The organism is Moraxella atlantae NBRC 14588, from assembly GCF_001591265.1.
Taxonomy (GTDB): domain Bacteria; phylum Pseudomonadota; class Gammaproteobacteria; order Pseudomonadales; family Moraxellaceae; genus Faucicola; species Faucicola atlantae.
In genome coordinates, this window is sequence record NZ_BCUL01000005.1 from 14841 (window position 1) to 30785 (window position 15945).

Genomic DNA, 15945 nt, shown 5'->3' on the forward strand with positions numbered 1-15945 from the left:
TCTTGACAGCGGTACAATTTGTCTACGCCAATGTTTGGGCGTGTTTGTCAAAGTCTTGTTTATCCCATGAGCCACATGTCGTTTTTTTTCATTGATTTATTCGGTAATTGCTACGGAATACCGCTATGCGTGTGATGCGTCTGTTATCCACCCTGCACCACGATGACGATGAGCGCGGAGTGATTGCGATTAGTCGGCAGTTGGTGCGACAAGGCTATACGTCGTTGGTGGTGTCTAGCACGCCTGCAAGCCATGAGTTGGCGCAGCGGTTGTGCCGTGATGGCAGCGAATACAAACGCTTATATCTTGCTAAGCAGTCGTGGTGGTCGCTGTGGTCGGCGTTTGGTTTGGCGCGGCTGATTCATCAGTTTCGCCCCGATGTCATTCATGTACATTCGCGTACGCCTGCATGGGTGCTTAAGTGGGCATTAGAGTTGGTGCCTGTCGCCTTGCGTCCGCTGACGGTGGGGACAATTTATGGTTATTATCCGTCCAATGCCTACAATCGGGCGATTTTTGATTGCGACCATCTGATTGCGGTGTCCGACAGCGTTAAGGTGTATATTTTACAGTACCACGAGCGCGACCCCGACAGCGTGACGCGCGTGTATCGTGGGGTGGATACCCAGCGTTATTTGTACCGCCACACGCCATCGGTACATTGGTTGCAGCAGATTTTTGCCGAATATCCCAAACTTGAACACCAAAAATGGCTGCTATTTCCATCCAAAATTGATCATCACAAGGGGCAACAGTGGTTGTTTGATATCGTTGGCAATTTGCGCGCGCAATTTCCCAAAATCCATGTGATCATCATGGACGATGCCGATGCGGACAACAACTTTGTTGAGGAATTTGTCCAACGTGCCCATGCGCTGGATTTGATGGATTATTTTACTTTTATCGGACGGCGCGACGACGGGCGCGAGTGGCTATCGGCTGCCAACATCGTGTTGGGACTGGCAAATCAGCCTGAAAGCATTGGTATCAATGTGCTCAAAGCAATTCATTTGGGCACGCCTGTGGTGGCGTGGGCACGCGGCGTGTATAACGAGATTTTGACTGAGCTGTATCCTGAAGGTTTGGTGTATGACATCAACGCCATCACGCTGTGTGAAGTGATTGCCGAGCAGCTCACGCACAAAGACCGCCCTGCTATGCCGCAAAATTTTAGCCAAAAACAAAGCGCGCGTGAGATCGTCGCGGTCTATGAGCACATGCTCAAAAACCTGCCCAGCCCAGCCGCTAAGGTATCACAGACGCAGAACGAGGCGCGGCTGCCCTAGCGTCTTCATGGGTGTGATTGGGCGCGGCGGCTATTATGCCAGTTGGCGTGCTCACCAGACTTGGCATTAAGGCTTTTTCAAACATAGGCAACCTAGCCTGCATTTGCTTGCCGATCACCCACTGCGGATTGGACGGCGCAAAGCCCATCTTGGCTTCGCGTTTGGCAATCAGCTGTTTGGCGTGATTAAATGCAGGGGCAAATTGGTGGTACTTTGGCAAGCTATCACCAAAAAACGCCTGCCCAAAGTAAGTGAAATCTGCGTCATTGGTACAGCCAAACGAGGTTCTATCTGCTGCCGATGCGGTGATAATCAACGTGGTTGGGCTAGCAAGCTGCTGGATAAACGAGCCAGAATAACACGCCGATAGCACAATTACCCGCCAACGAATACCCGCTTTATCCAACCGTTGGCGCAACCATGCTGGGTCTAAATCATCCAGCGCGATGGGTGGATTTTGCATTTGAATGACATTGGGCGCGCCGTGTGAGCTGACTGTCAGCCACAGCACGTCCTCGCTAGGGTTCATGCGACTAGCCACCGCTTGCAACGCCATATCAAGGCTGGTTTTACTGGCGATCGGTAGGCTGTCTTGCGTGTGTATGTTATTAACCAACACCGCCGTGCGCCCTGCCATGCCAAGCTGGGTCATGGCAAGCTGGCGCGCCTGTTCAATTTCATGGGCAAATACATCTTGCTCAGCAAAACCTGCCACGCCGATAAAATACCAATCCGTCACGCCTTTGCGCTCAGCTTGTAGGCTATCAAGCGTTTGGCGCAGTAGCTCGGGCTGGGCGTACAACGCCTGCTCACTTAGCATTGGCACAGGCGTTTCGGGCATAAAAATCGGCTGCGATTGGACATTTTTTTGCCACACCGCAAACACAGCAAACGCCGCCACCATCACCAACACGCGCTCAAGCCACGACCAATGCAGCTGCCGCCCAAATACCCACAACAGCGACAACGCTTGCCAAACAAACAACAGCGTAAACACGACAGGCAGCACGATATAGCCAAACTCAGGCAACCAACCTGCATGCCCAAGCCATTGAAACAGGCTTTGTAGCAGCGCCATCATGGTATCGGCAACCAGCCACAAAATTGCAGGCACATAAATCAGCATGGCATTGTAATGTCGCCGCGCCAATATCAGTCCCCACACCAGCATGACCATCGGCCACACCAAATAGCTAACCAAGCCTTGCTCGTTAAACGCGCTGGTATCTGCCGCTGATAGCCATGCAAACAGCAAGTTACTGCCCAATGCCGTCAGCGCAAACGCAAAAAACTGTCCAATCGTTGGCTTGACCCAATAGAACGCCTTACGCGAACCTAACAGCATATAGCCTGCCGCGCGGATATTGGACAAAAAATTTGCTGTAAAACTGTGTAGCGGTGCTAAACGCAACTGTGAAAAAGCCACTATTAAACGCCCACCTATCCTAGCATATAACACCAATCACGCTTAAATTGCCGTTAAGTGCATTTAAGTAAGTATCATCTAAATTTAAGATGGCTTACTGTAACATATCACCGCGTAATATTCTGTGACAATTTAGCAGCCTACGCATTCCAAGCGACATTTACTGTCGTTTTAATAGGTCATGTGATTTTTGAACAGTTTCAAAAAAATTCTTCGATCTTTAAAATCAATTGACTAAAGCGTGTGCGGCAAAAATCCCTGCCAATAAAACTGTGGCGGTATAGCTTGCACGTGCTGTGCTTGTCGCATTATAGCAGCGCATAACCACGCGACTTGCTCATGGGCAAACGCTGTGTCATCGGCAAGCTGATTGAAAACCACCAATGCCAACCTCAAGCCTGCTTGCCAAATCGCTTGCACGCTCAATAAGGCATGGTTGAGGCAACCTAACTTCACCCCGACCACCAACACCACAGGATAACCCAAGCCTGCTGCAACATCGGCAAGCGTTGCGGTGGCATTAATCGGCGTAAACCAGCCACCTGCCCCTTCAACCAGCACGACATCAGCAGGGTAATCAACAACGGTGGTTTGCACCGCATCAATCAGTGCATCGGTAGTCAGTTGCACACCATCGCACGCAGCGGCAATATGCGGTGAGCACGGTGTGGCAAGGCGCACAGGTGCGATGGCCGCCAATGGCGGTGTAACATTGGCAAAGCGGTTAATCTGCTGCGCGTCGCTGCTGACACCATCATCAAGCCCTGCGGTGACAGGCTTGATGGCGTACACACGTTGCCCTGCGGTGACGCATTGGCGTACCAATTGCGCGGTGATGGTGGTTTTGCCAATTTCGGTATCGGTGCCTGTGACAAAATAGACGCCGTTTAGGGTTGGCAATATAAAAAAATCATCCATTAATTTATTTTTCATTTTAATCATTCTACAGATTTATATAAAGATTTTGCTAAATGCCACATTAAAACGGGTGGTACGGCATTGCCAATAGCACGATATTGACGATTGTTCGCAACAGATTCTAACTTAAAAGTCATAGGAAAAGATTGAATGCTTGAGGCTTCTCTAGGTGTAAAGCGTCTGTATCGTTCACCTACTAATAAAACAGGATCAGTACTATTTAGACTGACCTTAGCCAAATGCGAGCTAATAGTATTACAAGGTTGCTCTATATCTTGGTTTCTACCCTTATTCATTTTGTGTTTAACCTTTAGCATACCATCAACGGCTTTTTGACTAAAAAACCATTGGTCATCATGGTCTGCTTCTGTATCTAATACTTCTTTTAGAGCAACTTTGTTTTCTAAGGTGACTGGCTGGGGGAACTCAAATTTATTAAAATCTTGCTCATCTCTAAAACCAACGATAAAAACCCTTTCACGCTTTTGGGGTATGCCGTATTCCGAGGCATTTAGCACCTTAAACTTAATGTGATATCCTGCTTGCTCAAATTCATTAATAATCATGGGAAAAGCTTGTTTTTTATTGGCGGACAATAAGCCTTTGACATTCTCACCTATAAAAAATCTTGGTCGCTTTGCTTTTAAGATTCTGACCATTTCAAAAAACAGTTTACCCTTTTCATCCTTATAGCCTAATCGTGGCGGATTTTGGGCGATAATAGAGAATGACTGACAAGGAAAGCCACCCAATAAAATATCGTGGTCTGGCACTTCCTCTAGGGCTATTTCTCTAACGTCTTTCACAATCGCCTTGTGTTTAAAATTATCATTATAGATAGTGGTTGCATAGCTATCGTTATCGACTGCATACACGACCTCAAACGGTAATTTTTTATAGCGTTTATTTAAGAACTCAAAACCACCTTGAATACCTAAGTCCATGCCACCGCAACCACAAAATAGTGATACCACTTTTAATTTTGGACTTCTAACAGTTGTTCCCATTGCCCCGCCCCTTCTGTAAATTCAACAACCCAATTCTTATCTAGCTTTAATTTGCCTTCATTAAGTTGCTTAACTGGATTTTGGATAACAAAAATATTTTTGCTATTTTCATTGATCACTAGGTAATAGATAAAATATCTGTCTGCTAGTGTCATTGCACTATCCCATTCATTCGGGGTCAATCTAACCTTATTATTGGTTAAAGCCTTCTTAGATTTAGTAGTTTTAACTTCAATATAGCGTTTCATGCTCGGTATTTCGATACTTTGAACATCATAGCCAACACCCAAAGGAGTGGGTATTTTATTAATTAAATGCCTTCGGTTATTATTATCATCCATTGTTCGTAAATGCTCGTGAGCTAGTACAAGCGTTTCACCATAGTCACCAATAATTTTCGTTGGTACTTTTTGTCCGCCTTCTAATTGAATGTAGTATTCTTGAATTAAGTCGGACAAGTTAAGCATTTCGTTTAACCCTAAGTGTGGGGCAAATGCTTCGATATTATCAAAGCTATTCACATAGTCGAACCAATATTTTTCTAATTTCGTTATTTCGCTACTAGGAATCGTAGCTTGTTGATAATATTGGTCATAAGCACTAAACCAAACAGGATTATTTAGGTGATAATCAATCGCTTGTTTATTGTCATCATTTAAGTAATACCAACGCCCCGTACCTTTATCAGTTAGTAAATTTGCTAAAACCATATAATCTAGAATATCACCTGCATAGCGATAAACGTCACCTTGTGAAGGATAGCTACCATCAGCTTTTTGAAGTTCAGGATATTGATGGTTATATTTAACTTTGTTTTGACGATTATCAATAATTTGCTTTGCGACATCCAAAGGAGTTTTTGTGTGATAAGCTGTTACTCGTAAGTCATAGTAGGCGCATTGGGTTAGCTCCTCAGCTGTTATGCTCAAAGGCTTCCCTAGTAAAGCTGTACCTTCAATTAAAGTCTTTAATATAAAGTCACAAGGCTTAAATTTAACTCCATGTCTAATATGCTCAATTACAGTATGGGGCTTAACGTGTCCTGCGGGATATTGAAAGGTATAAAGAAAATAGTTAAAAAATTCATCTAAATATTGATTAGTCGACAGCCTTCTAGCAGTCAAACTAGCAAAAAATTCATTATCATTTTCTTGTATAAAAGCAAACAAAGCCGATATTTCAGTCCGCCAATTATCTATCGTTTTCTTGGTAGAAGTAGCATTGTTCTTAAATTTAAACAAAATATTGTTCAACTCACTATCAAATGCTTGTTTTGGCATTTTGTCAAGTTCAGTAATGGCATTGGCAACATACAATAAAACTTCTTCAACATCGTTTTTAAAACGTGGTCTGACATGATGAAGTCGATAAAAATACTGTGATGGGATTTGATATGTCATATTTGTCTTTCAATTTTCCGATAGATAGTCTTTTAGCTTTTCAGCTAAAACTTGGGCTAATAACGGTGGTACAGCATTACCAACTTGCTTATACTGGCTGGTTTTACCTTTCAGAAAAATAAAGCTGTCTGGGAATGATTGTAGCCTAGCACTTTCTCTAACGGTTGGCACTCGGTTAAAGCGATAGTGAAAATGGTGTCGATGCCCTGTATCGATAGTAAAACTAGGTTTTTGACTATTGAACCGTGTCCATGCGATGTTCACCTTTCTAGTTTCTCTTAGATGCTTAGGCAAATCTTTATAGTTACCACCATCAGGTACTTGAGCAATAATTTCAACAGTTTTTGGAGTATGGATCGTGGTTTGATGATTGTGCAAAACAGTGCTACCAATGCGCATTAGTCGCTGATATTCACTTTGGGCTTCAACTGGATAAATTTCACCATCTGCAATAGTTTCATCAGGCAAATCACCAATTGCTTGCTTGCAAGTGACAAAATCTTTAGTAGTAGGCAATGGAAAGTCGAATGTTTGACCATTTTTTAAGCCCACAAAGAAAGCTCTACGCCTGTTTTGGGGTACGCCATATTCAGAAGCTAGCAGTATTTTATAGGTGATCGTATAACCTAAATTTGTAAAATCCTCGATGATCTCATCTTTAACTGCTCCTTTACCCATAGATATGATATTAGGCACATTTTCCATAATGAAGGCTTTGGGCTTAAAATAAGCGACAAAGTTGACAAAAGATTTATATAGCTGATTTCGCTCGTCATCTATCAAGCGTTTACCTGCAATAGAAAAACCTTGACAGGGCGGCCCGCCAATAATGACATCAATTTCTTTATTGTCTATCTGTTCTGCTATTTGTTTTGGTGAAACATTAAATAGGTCAGCTTTAATAGCCTTAGATTTGATGTGATTAAATGCAAACGTATCTAAAGCGTCCTGCCAATGGTCAATTCCTGCAACTACTTCATAACCTGCTTCAATAAAGCCGTGAGACAAACCACCGCAACCACAAAATAAATCTAAGACTTTATAACGCATTGTTATAACTCATAATTAGGCTAAAAAATAGGATTGTAACATAAATGCAAGTGTATCGTGCAATTTCTCACTTTGTATAGTTTATGCGCCATATAACTCAAGCAACAGTATCATAAACCCGTATACAAACATTGGTCTATATCTTGCTTAGTTTGAAACACATGGCTATCATGATAACCCCTATAGTCGCCGAATGATCACCATGACAGACCAATCCGCCGCCGCGTATACTTATTTGCTAGCCGCGTTAAGCCAAGCCGACACGCCTGCTTGTATCGGCGATTTGTTAGCGGCGATTTTGACAGAAAGCGAGCAGATAGAGATCGCCAACCGCTTGTTGATTTTTGCCCTGCTGCAACAAGGTCTGCCACAGCGTGAAATCAGCGAACGCCTTGGGGTGGGCATCGCCACGGTATCACGCGGTGCCAAAGCCTACCAACGCCACGCTGTTGCTGCCTTGCTACCTAATTTAGCAGACGCATTGCCAACCCATTAGCTTGTCTATTTTGTCATAGTATTGTATCAATGTACTAGAACATGATAATATTGTATGATTATTTTATAGCTTGATTTCATAGGTCGTTTTATGCCTGCCACACCATCTACCACACCGCCCATGCTAGATATTCCCAGTAAGCCAAATTTAATCAAAATCGCACAAGATATTGATTTTTTTGATTTATTTAAACGCATTGAGCAGCAGTTTGACACGTGTTTTTTGCTTGAGTCGTTGGGTGCAGACAGCCACCTAGCGCGTCACCATGCCATCGGGTTTGACCCTGTGCAGACGATTTATGCCAAAGACCGCCACACATTGGTGATTGAGGATAATCGCAACGGCACAACGCAGACTTATGCAACGGATAATCCGTATCAGCTATTACGTGCCATCACACCGCAGCATGTCATCGCGCGGCAGCACACGGGCGGCTTGGTCGGCTATCTAGGCTTTGACAGCGTGAATTTTTTTGAGCCAAGTCTTGATGTACCTGCGCATACAAATTTTGCACCGTTTAAATTTGGTTTGTATTTAGACGGTTTAAGCTATGACAAAATGACGGGCGAGATTTTTTATTTTTATTACAATGAAAATCGCTTGACACAAATTCAGGCGTTATTGAGCCAGCCTGTACCCGAGTTGTCACCGCCGCAGGTGACGTTTGTCGGCGATGGCATGAGCCGTACCGAGCACGCCGCCGCTGTCGCACAGGTCAAAGAGGACATCATTGCAGGGCGGATTTTTCAATGCGAGGTCGGCTTTAAGTCGCATTATCGCATCGAGGGCGAGTATTTGCCGATTTATGCGCGGCTGCGTGAGGTCAATCCGTCGCCACATATGTATTTTGTTAAATTTGGGCAACAAAAAATCTTGGGCGCGTCGCCTGAGCTGTTGTTTCGTTTGCGCGGTGGCGAGATGGAGACGTTTCCGCTAGCAGGCACGACCAAACGCGGCAGGGATGCACACGAGGATCGCCAACTGGCACGCGCGCTGCTTAATGACCCAAAAGAAATCGCTGAGCACAATATGTTGGTGGATTTGCACCGCAATGATATCGGACGGGTAGCGCAATTTGGCACAGTCAAGGTGCGTAATTTGATGGATATCAAGCGTTTTTCGCACGTACAGCATATTTCGTCAGAAATCGTTGGGATTTTGCACCCCGACGAAGATATGTTCAGTGCACTTGCTAGCAATTTTCCAGCAGGTACGCTGTCGGGGGCACCCAAAATCGAGGCAATTAAAATTATCAGTGCGTTAGAACCCGATGGGCGCGGCGCGTATGGCGGTGCATTGGGGCAATTTAGCTTGAATGGTGATTGTATTTTTGCCATTCCAATTCGTAGCCTGTTTGCCCATGGTACGACAGCATACGCGCAGACTTGCGGCGGCAATGTGTATGACTCCAACGCCGATGATGAATACGAAGAAATCGTGCGTAAGCTTGCCGCCATGCGCGTGGTTCTACAGCATTTTATGGCAGAAAAAAATCCTAAAGGTACCGTATGAACGTGTTAATTATTGATAATTTTGATTCATTTACCTTTAACTTGTATCAATATATCGGTGAGATTTTACGCGCCGAACGCGCACCGTTTGATGTGATCGTCAAGCGCAACAACGCTTTGAGCCTAGCAGATATCGATACCATCGCGCCTGAGCGAATTATCATCTCGCCTGGACCTGGCGCGCCCGATGATCCTGCATATTTTGGTATCTGTAGCGACGTGATTCAGACGTGGGGTAAGCACACGCCGCTGCTTGGGGTGTGTTTGGGCATGCAAGGCATTGCGCATGTATTTGGCGGCAAGGTCGGGCGCGCGCGCGTGCCAATGCATGGTAAAACCTCACCGCTGTGGCACGATGGCGCAGGCGTATACCACGGTTTGCCGCAAGGCGTGGATATCATGCGCTATCATTCGCTGGCGGTTGAGGCAACAAGCCTACCCGATTGCTTGACTGTGACCAGTTTGGCGCATGACACACATGACCCAACAAACGCCCATGATTTTGCCAGTGTGGTGCAAAACATGGGTGAAAATTCAGAAATTATGGGCATTTGCCATCGTGAGTATCCGATTCAAGGTGTGCAGTTTCACCCCGAATCGTTTGCCACCGAAGGCGCAAAAGTGATGTTAAAAAATTTCTTATTTGGTCATTAATGCCCAAATCGCCAGCAGCTGGCTTTTAACCCGTTATCCGCCGAATGCTGCCATCTGTGGTGTGGCGTTCGGCAAATTCAAACCCCATTGATGACAGCGTCAAAATATTACTAACACGCGTGCCATAGGCATCACCCAAGACTGCCGTCGCCCGTGCTTTTGGAATAAAAATAGAAGACAACGCCGCTTCGATGACAGGCTTTACGCCCGTTTTGGGTAAATCATCGCATGGTGCGCATACGTCATCGTGCAACACCGCCCACGCCGCATCTTGCCAGTTTTGCTGCTCGGCAATCAGCGGTAGCACCTCTTGGCGCACCCGTCCGCGCAAGCGTTCACATTTAAACCACGGCGCGTTGGGCTGACCATTGGACAGCACATACAACCCTGCAGGCAATACCTCAATGCCATAGCCGCGATTGTTGAGCATCACAGCTTGCTTGCGCGTCCCAAGTACCAAATTAAACCCGTCATAATCTGCCAATACCAGACCGCGTGCAAACGCCAGTGGCGATAGCGTACTGTGCAAAAACTCGGTCACCAGTTGCCCGCGTGAGGTCGGATTGGGCGGTGTCGTCTGCGCTGCGTCACGAAAATTGAGCACAATCGCCCAACGCGTGTCAGTCTGCCCAGATGATTGGGTGACTTGACGCACACCGAGCCATGTCCCACCCGAGCGCAAATCTTGCCCTGCCACCGTACCCGAGCGCCAATGCTGCAAGGCGGCTGTCGGGCGCGCAAACAACTCATCGCGATTGGACAGCAGCACCAGTGGTTTATCAGCAAACAGTTGCCAAGCGATAGCAGCAATACACATAGCTTACTAAAAATCGGCGTTGCCAAACCGTCTAGGCATTGTCCAACGTTGCAAACACTTGCTCTGCCGCATCCAGTGTTGCGTCCAAATCCGCTTGGCTATGCGCCATGCTCATAAACGCGGTCTCAAACGCCGAGGGCGCAAGATACACCCCGCGCGCTAACATGCCGTGGAAAAAGTCGGCAAACATCGCGGCATTACAGGCAGTAACTTCATTGAAGTTTTGCGGCAAATCGCTGTCTTGGCTTGGCGTAAAGAACATGCCAAACATACCGCCAACATAGGTGGTCGCAAATGGTAGGTTTGCTGCGTCTGCACGCGCTTGCAGACCTTGTGTCAAATAGCGCGTTTTTTCGGTCAAGGTGTCATAAAACCCGTCTTGGCACAGTAAATCAAACATCGCAAGCCCTGCACGCATTGCCAACGGATTGCCCGATAACGTGCCTGCTTGATACACCCCACCCAATGGCGCAATATAGCGCATGATATCCGCACGTCCACCAAACGCCCCAACAGGCAAGCCTGCGCCGATGATTTTGCCAAACGTCGTCAAATCAGGTGTGATACCAAAATGCGCCTGTGCCCCACCCAGCGCAACGCGAAAGCCCGTCATCACTTCATCAAAAATCAGTACCGCGCCGTATTGGTCACAGCAGTCGCGCAAGGTCTGCAAAAACTCACGTCGCGGCACAACCATGTTCATGTTGCCTGCGACAGGCTCGACAATCACGCCTGCGATTTTATCACCCCATTTGGCAAACGCATCACGCACCGCTTGTGGATCATTGTATGGCAAGGTCAAGGTGTATTTTGCCACATCAGCAGGCACACCCAACGACGTGGGCACGCCGATATCAAGCATCCCCGAACCTGCTTTGACCAGCAAGCTATCGCTGTGCCCGTGATAGCAGCCCTCAAACTTGACAATCACATCACGCCCCGTAAAGCCGCGCGCCAACCGTATCGCCGACATCGTTGATTCGGTGCCAGAATTGGTCATGCGAATCATCTCAACGCTGGGCACAAGCTTGCAAATCTTATCGGCAATCGTGGTTTCAAACGGGGTTGGCGTGCCAAAGCTCAAGCCATCATCCGCCGCACGTTTGACCGCGTCGATGATATGCGGATGGGCATGTCCCAAAATCATCGGCCCCCATGAGCCAACATAATCGATGTAGGCATTGTCTTCGGTGTCGTACAGCTTGCTACCTGCCGCACGTTTGACAAACACAGGCGTACCGCCCACACCTGCAAACGCGCGTACGGGTGAATTGACCCCGCCAGGGATATGCGCTTTGGCTTGTTTAAACAGCAGTTGATTGGTGGTTGGTTGGTTGGTTGTTGTCATGGTGTACTCACTTTTTACGTTAAAAAATTCATGGGTTATTGGTTAAAATTTTTACCAGTCGTGGCGCTGTTTACGGTTATTTAGATCACAAACCACTAATGCGCCAGCGTCTTTAATTGTCGCCACGTATCGGTATCGACTTGGTCTTGCCAAATTTGCACAGTTAAAAATTTGCCAAACGGCTCAAATAACCAAAACCGCAGCAGCAAGACCGCGCCGATATCCTCTACCGCCGTCAGTTTGGCTTGCCACACATCATGCGTCTGCCCAAACGGCACGCGGATATAACCTTGCGCCACTTGTAGCTGCCAGTCCCAAACGGCCAAGCCATTCGCCCCATCAGAAGCGTTGCTATCGACCGTACTACTAAGTGCCAACAAATGCGGCTGCCACAACTGCCCAACCCATAAACACGCCCATAGCAGCGCCGTGATAGCCAGCTGATATGCCTGCCCAATCGGCAGCGCAAGCGTTAGCAACGTTAGCCCCACCGCTGCCCCTAGCCACCACAGCAGACGCAGCCGACTGCCCGACAGCACGCTATCAATGGCAATAAATGGCATAATCGTTCATCGACACAGCTCTAACCGTGGCTATCAGCAGATGCTGCCACACGCTTGATTTTGGCAATCAACGCAGCCCATTCGGCGTTGGGTGGCGCAGCATCATACAAAAACCAATCCAACAAATCAGGATCTTCTTGCGCGATCAATTCACCAAACAGTGCTTGTTCTGCCGCGTCCGCCGCCAAATACGCGTGCTTGACATAGGGCGAAAAATAAAAATCCAACTCTTTGAGCCCACGCCGCGCACGATAAATAGTTTTGCGCTGCTCCAACGTCAGCGTGTCGTTAGTATTTGCCATGGGATTTGCTCCCCTATCCACGTTTGTATGATTCATTGCCACGATTTGCCCTCATCGATCATCGCCTGCCACATCGCCAGACCTGCTTTGGTGGTGGCAACATCATGCGCACGCACGATACACGCGCCTTGCTGCACTGCCAACAACGCCGCCACCATGCTCACCACATCGCGCGCATCAACCGCCGATGGCAACCCTGTACGGCTTAGCACCTCACCCATCACACGCTTACGCGAAATCGCCACCATCACAGGCAAGTTAAACGTATGCAGCCGAGCAAATGCATTGAGCAACGCCAAGTTATCTTTGGCATGTTTGGCAAAACCAAAGCCAGGGTCAAGAACGATATTTTGCCGCGCAACACCACCTGCCAGCGCCGCATCAATGCGCTGTTGTAGCTCATTGATGACATCGTTGGCTATGTCATCATAGTGCGCCAACTGATTCATGGTTTTGGGCTCGCCGCGCATGTGCATCAAAATTACAGGAATGGCTAATTGCGCTGCGGTTTGGATGGCATTGGGGCGTTTTAAAGCGCGCACATCGTTCCAAATACTAGCACCTGCTTCGGCTGCCGCGCGCATGACAACGGGACTGCTGGTATCTACCGATAGCCACACCGCCTCACCAAAGCGTGCACGAATACCTGCCACCACGGGGACAACTCGCGCCAGCTCATCCTCTTCGCTCACGGGCACGGCATCGGGGCGTGTCGATTCGCCGCCGATATCAATAATAGCTGCACCGTCATTTAGCATCTGCTCGGTGTGGCGCAATGCTGCATCAAGGCGGTTGTATTTGCCACCGTCTGAAAATGAATCAGGCGTGACATTCAAAATCCCCATGATTTGCGGCGTGGATAAATCCAACTGCTGATTGCGATAGCGCAAAACAAATGGCGGCAAGTCATGAAGCTGCATAAATAATCCCAAATTTTGTCTTTTACCTACTAAACCTTGTCTAGGCTATTGTATGCTAAAAACCAAAAAACCGCCAACGTCTGGCGGTTTTCGATAAAGTTATTGAATGAATCACATTGCAGGCAAGGGCGGCGGTGTTAATGCCGAACCACCTGTTGGCGGATTGGTTGGTTTATCAATGCTGATTCTGCTAGGCTCTTGATAAACCTTAGGCTCACGCGGTGGAATACCTGCCATAATGTCTTGCAATTGATCGCGGTCGATGGTTTCCCATTTGAGCAATGCCTCGACCATCGCGTGCATTTTGTCGGCATTGCCTTCAATCAACGCGCGTGCAATATCATATTGCTCTTCTAGTATTCGGCGTACTTCTTCATCAACTTTTTGCTGAGTTGCCTCTGAAATCGTCCGACTGCTGCCGCCAAAATAGCCACCGTTGTCATCGTCTTCATAAACCATGATGCCTAAAGCTTCTGACATGCCGTATTTGGTCACCATCGCACGCGCCATTTTGGTCGCCCGTTCAAAGTCATTAGACGCACCTGTGGATTGCTGATTGATGAACACCTCTTCGGCAATACGTCCACCAAACAAAATCGCAATGTCATTGAGCATCTTAGACTTATACATGCTGGTTTGGTCGTGCTCAGGTAGCTGCCACGTCACACCCAACGCCCAGCCACGCGGCATGATGGTGACTTTATGCACAGGGTCAGTACCAGGCAATAGCTCCGCCACCAACGCGTGTCCTGCTTCATGGTAAGCGGTTGCACGGCGTTCTTCTTCACGCAGCACCATAGACTTACGCTCAGGTCCCATGAATAGCTTATCTTTGGCTTCTTCAAAGTCATTCATATCAACACTGGTTTTGTTGTGCCGTGCAGCAAACAACGCCGCTTCATTGACCAAGTTTGCCAATTGCGCACCGCTAAAACCCGGCGTACCACGTGCCAAAGAACGGATATCCACACCGATGGTTGAAGGCAGTTTTTTTAGGTGTACACGCAAAATCTGCTCACGGCCTTTGATATCAGGCAAACCAACTTGAACTTGGCGGTCAAAACGTCCAGGACGCAGCAAGGCTTTGTCCAACACATCGACACGGTTGGTCGCAGCAATTACAATCACACCGTCATTGCCTTCAAAACCATCCATCTCAACCAACAACTGGTTTAGGGTCTGTTCACGCTCATCATGACCGCCGCCCATGCCTGCACCACGATGACGACCGACCGCGTCGATCTCATCAATGAAAATAATACACGGTGAGTTTTTCTTGGCCTGCTCAAACATATCACGCACACGCGACGCACCCACACCGACAAACATCTCAACAAAATCAGAACCTGAAATAGAGAAAAACGGCACTTTCGCCTCGCCTGCAATCGCTTTTGCCAACAAGGTTTTACCAGTACCTGGTGGGCCTACCATCAAAACACCACGCGGAATAGTCGCGCCCAACTTGGTGAATTTTTCGGGATCACGCAAGAAATCGACAATCTCGGTCACCTCTTGCTTGGCTTCATCACAGCCTGCCACATCATCAAAAGTCACTTTGACTTGGTCTTCGGTCAGCATTTTGGCTTTAGATTTACCAAAGCTCATCGGGCCCATACCGCGCCCACCGCCTGAGCCACCGCCCTGCATATTGCGCATAATGAACAAAAACAGCCCGATAATCAGCAGCACAGGGAAACTTGCGATCAATAACTGCATCAGTAAGCCTTGACGCTCAGGTGCGGTACCCTGCACCTCAACATTGTGCTTCATCAGCTTGGGCATCAGCTCATTGTCCTGAATCATCGGGCGCACAGTCTCAAAGGTTGAGCCGTTTTTCTTTTCGCCGACAATTTGCTCGCCGTCAATCTTCACGCTTTTGATTTGGTCGCTATTGACCGCGCTGACAAACTGTGAGTAATTGAGCTTATCGGGCTGATTGCGGGTGTCAAAGTTGCTGAACACAACCACCAACACACCAATCACGACCAGCCACAATAAGGTATTTTTTACCATGTCGCTCACGTTGTGTTTCCGTCCTTTTGGTAGTGGCAAAGACTTGCACCGTTTGACAAAAATAATTGGGCAAAAGTCTTGCATTTAATTGCTTAATATAGCACGATTTTGGGGCAACAAGGCGAGAATCAAGCCAAAAAACTGTTATTTTGTTTAATAAAAACCTTGCTTGTTTTTATAGCCCATTCCATTGGTATTTTTTAACAAATTTTAGAAATTAACGCTATTTTAGCT

15 protein-coding genes are annotated in these 15945 nt (G+C 47.3%); 4 read left to right on the forward strand and 11 right to left on the reverse strand.

The window, feature by feature from the left end; all coding sequences use genetic code 11:
* Positions 1-125 precede the first annotated feature (125 nt).
* Complete coding sequence (locus MA2_RS04370; RefSeq protein WP_067057105.1) at positions 126-1286, forward strand: glycosyltransferase; 1161 nt, start codon at positions 126-128, stop codon at positions 1284-1286.
* Here MA2_RS04370 and MA2_RS04375 read toward each other — a convergent pair.
* The 5 genes from MA2_RS04375 to MA2_RS04395 all read right to left on the reverse strand — a co-directional run bounded on the left by MA2_RS04375 (position 1246) and on the right by MA2_RS04395 (position 7087).
* Positions 1246-2712, reverse strand: coding sequence for a C13 family peptidase (locus tag MA2_RS04375; RefSeq protein ID WP_255246908.1), 1467 nt, complete (start codon positions 2710-2712; stop codon positions 1246-1248). The two genes, MA2_RS04370 and MA2_RS04375, sit on opposite strands and share 41 nt — an antisense overlap.
* 234 nt (positions 2713-2946) lie before the next feature.
* The gene (bioD, locus tag MA2_RS04380; protein WP_158080591.1) at positions 2947-3645 is read right to left on the reverse strand and encodes a dethiobiotin synthase; all 699 of its coding nucleotides are present in this window, start codon (positions 3643-3645) and stop codon (positions 2947-2949) included.
* A 5-nt stretch (positions 3646-3650) separates the two neighbouring features.
* Complete coding sequence (locus MA2_RS04385) at positions 3651-4637, reverse strand: DNA cytosine methyltransferase (protein ID WP_067057108.1); 987 nt, start codon at positions 4635-4637, stop codon at positions 3651-3653.
* A complete protein-coding gene (locus tag MA2_RS04390) occupies positions 4607-6037 on the reverse strand; it encodes a protein NO VEIN domain-containing protein (protein ID WP_067057111.1) in 1431 nt (476 codons plus the stop codon). The genes MA2_RS04385 and MA2_RS04390 overlap by 31 nt, the downstream gene beginning before the upstream one ends.
* Positions 6038-6046: 9 nt before the next feature.
* Positions 6047-7087: a DNA cytosine methyltransferase gene (locus MA2_RS04395; protein ID WP_067057115.1), complete on the reverse strand. Its 1041-nt coding sequence runs from the start codon at positions 7085-7087 to the stop codon at positions 6047-6049.
* 202 nt (positions 7088-7289) lie between these two features.
* Between MA2_RS04395 and MA2_RS04400 the strand changes: the two genes are divergently transcribed.
* The 3 genes from MA2_RS04400 to MA2_RS04410 all read left to right on the forward strand — a co-directional run bounded on the left by MA2_RS04400 (position 7290) and on the right by MA2_RS04410 (position 9748).
* Complete coding sequence (locus MA2_RS04400) at positions 7290-7583, forward strand: Trp family transcriptional regulator (RefSeq protein WP_079351968.1); 294 nt, start codon at positions 7290-7292, stop codon at positions 7581-7583.
* A gap of 90 nt (positions 7584-7673) precedes the next feature.
* Positions 7674-9095, forward strand: coding sequence for an anthranilate synthase component I family protein (locus MA2_RS04405; RefSeq protein WP_067057121.1), 1422 nt, complete (start codon positions 7674-7676; stop codon positions 9093-9095).
* Positions 9092-9748 (forward strand): anthranilate synthase component II, encoded by a 657-nt coding sequence (locus tag MA2_RS04410; RefSeq protein ID WP_067057124.1) that lies wholly within the window; start codon positions 9092-9094, stop codon positions 9746-9748. Before MA2_RS04405 ends, MA2_RS04410 begins: the two co-directional genes overlap by 4 nt.
* 25 nt (positions 9749-9773) lie before the next feature.
* Here MA2_RS04410 and MA2_RS04415 read toward each other — a convergent pair whose 3' ends face one another.
* The 6 genes from MA2_RS04415 to ftsH all read right to left on the reverse strand — a co-directional run bounded on the left by MA2_RS04415 (position 9774) and on the right by ftsH (position 15711).
* A complete protein-coding gene (locus MA2_RS04415; protein WP_067057127.1) occupies positions 9774-10565 on the reverse strand; it encodes an NRDE family protein in 792 nt (263 codons plus the stop codon).
* A gap of 31 nt (positions 10566-10596) precedes the next feature.
* Positions 10597-11913, reverse strand: a complete 1317-nt coding sequence (gene hemL, locus MA2_RS04420; protein WP_067057130.1) for a glutamate-1-semialdehyde 2,1-aminomutase — start codon at positions 11911-11913, stop codon at positions 10597-10599.
* Positions 11914-12008: 95 nt separating this feature from the next.
* Positions 12009-12476, reverse strand: a complete 468-nt coding sequence (locus MA2_RS04425; protein ID WP_067057133.1) for a hypothetical protein — start codon at positions 12474-12476, stop codon at positions 12009-12011.
* A 20-nt stretch (positions 12477-12496) separates the two neighbouring features.
* The gene (locus MA2_RS04430; RefSeq protein WP_067057136.1) at positions 12497-12778 is read right to left on the reverse strand and encodes an FAD assembly factor SdhE; all 282 of its coding nucleotides are present in this window, start codon (positions 12776-12778) and stop codon (positions 12497-12499) included.
* A 32-nt stretch (positions 12779-12810) separates the two neighbouring features.
* Positions 12811-13698 (reverse strand): dihydropteroate synthase, encoded by an 888-nt coding sequence (gene folP, locus MA2_RS04435; protein WP_067057139.1) that lies wholly within the window; start codon positions 13696-13698, stop codon positions 12811-12813.
* Positions 13699-13809: 111 nt separating this feature from the next.
* On the reverse strand, positions 13810-15711 hold the full coding sequence (gene ftsH / locus MA2_RS04440; protein ID WP_067057387.1) for an ATP-dependent zinc metalloprotease FtsH: 1902 nt from the start codon (positions 15709-15711) through the stop codon (positions 13810-13812).
* Between the last annotated feature and the right edge of the window lie 234 nt (positions 15712-15945).

Excerpts from the sequence above, each read along its gene's own strand:
- MA2_RS04410 (WP_067057124.1), top strand. The coding sequence starts at position 9,092 with ATGAACGTGTTAATTATTGATAATTTTGATTCATTTACCTTTAACTTG.
- MA2_RS04405 (WP_067057121.1), top strand. The coding sequence starts at position 7,674 with ATGCCTGCCACACCATCTACCACACCGCCCATGCTAGATATTCCCAGT.
- MA2_RS04385 (WP_067057108.1), bottom strand. The coding sequence starts at position 4,637 with ATGGGAACAACTGTTAGAAGTCCAAAATTAAAAGTGGTATCACTATTT.
- folP (WP_067057139.1), bottom strand. The coding sequence starts at position 13,698 with ATGCAGCTTCATGACTTGCCGCCATTTGTTTTGCGCTATCGCAATCAG.
- MA2_RS04370 (WP_067057105.1), top strand. The coding sequence starts at position 126 with ATGCGTGTGATGCGTCTGTTATCCACCCTGCACCACGATGACGATGAG.
- MA2_RS04400 (WP_079351968.1), top strand. The coding sequence starts at position 7,290 with ATGACAGACCAATCCGCCGCCGCGTATACTTATTTGCTAGCCGCGTTA.
- hemL (WP_067057130.1), bottom strand. The coding sequence starts at position 11,913 with ATGACAACAACCAACCAACCAACCACCAATCAACTGCTGTTTAAACAA.
- bioD (WP_158080591.1), bottom strand. The coding sequence starts at position 3,645 with ATGAAAAATAAATTAATGGATGATTTTTTTATATTGCCAACCCTAAAC.
- ftsH (WP_067057387.1), bottom strand. The coding sequence starts at position 15,711 with ATGGTAAAAAATACCTTATTGTGGCTGGTCGTGATTGGTGTGTTGGTG.
- MA2_RS04430 (WP_067057136.1), bottom strand. The coding sequence starts at position 12,778 with ATGGCAAATACTAACGACACGCTGACGTTGGAGCAGCGCAAAACTATT.
- MA2_RS04395 (WP_067057115.1), bottom strand. The coding sequence starts at position 7,087 with ATGCGTTATAAAGTCTTAGATTTATTTTGTGGTTGCGGTGGTTTGTCT.
- MA2_RS04415 (WP_067057127.1), bottom strand. The coding sequence starts at position 10,565 with ATGTGTATTGCTGCTATCGCTTGGCAACTGTTTGCTGATAAACCACTG.
- MA2_RS04425 (WP_067057133.1), bottom strand. The coding sequence starts at position 12,476 with ATGCCATTTATTGCCATTGATAGCGTGCTGTCGGGCAGTCGGCTGCGT.
- MA2_RS04390 (WP_067057111.1), bottom strand. The coding sequence starts at position 6,037 with ATGACATATCAAATCCCATCACAGTATTTTTATCGACTTCATCATGTC.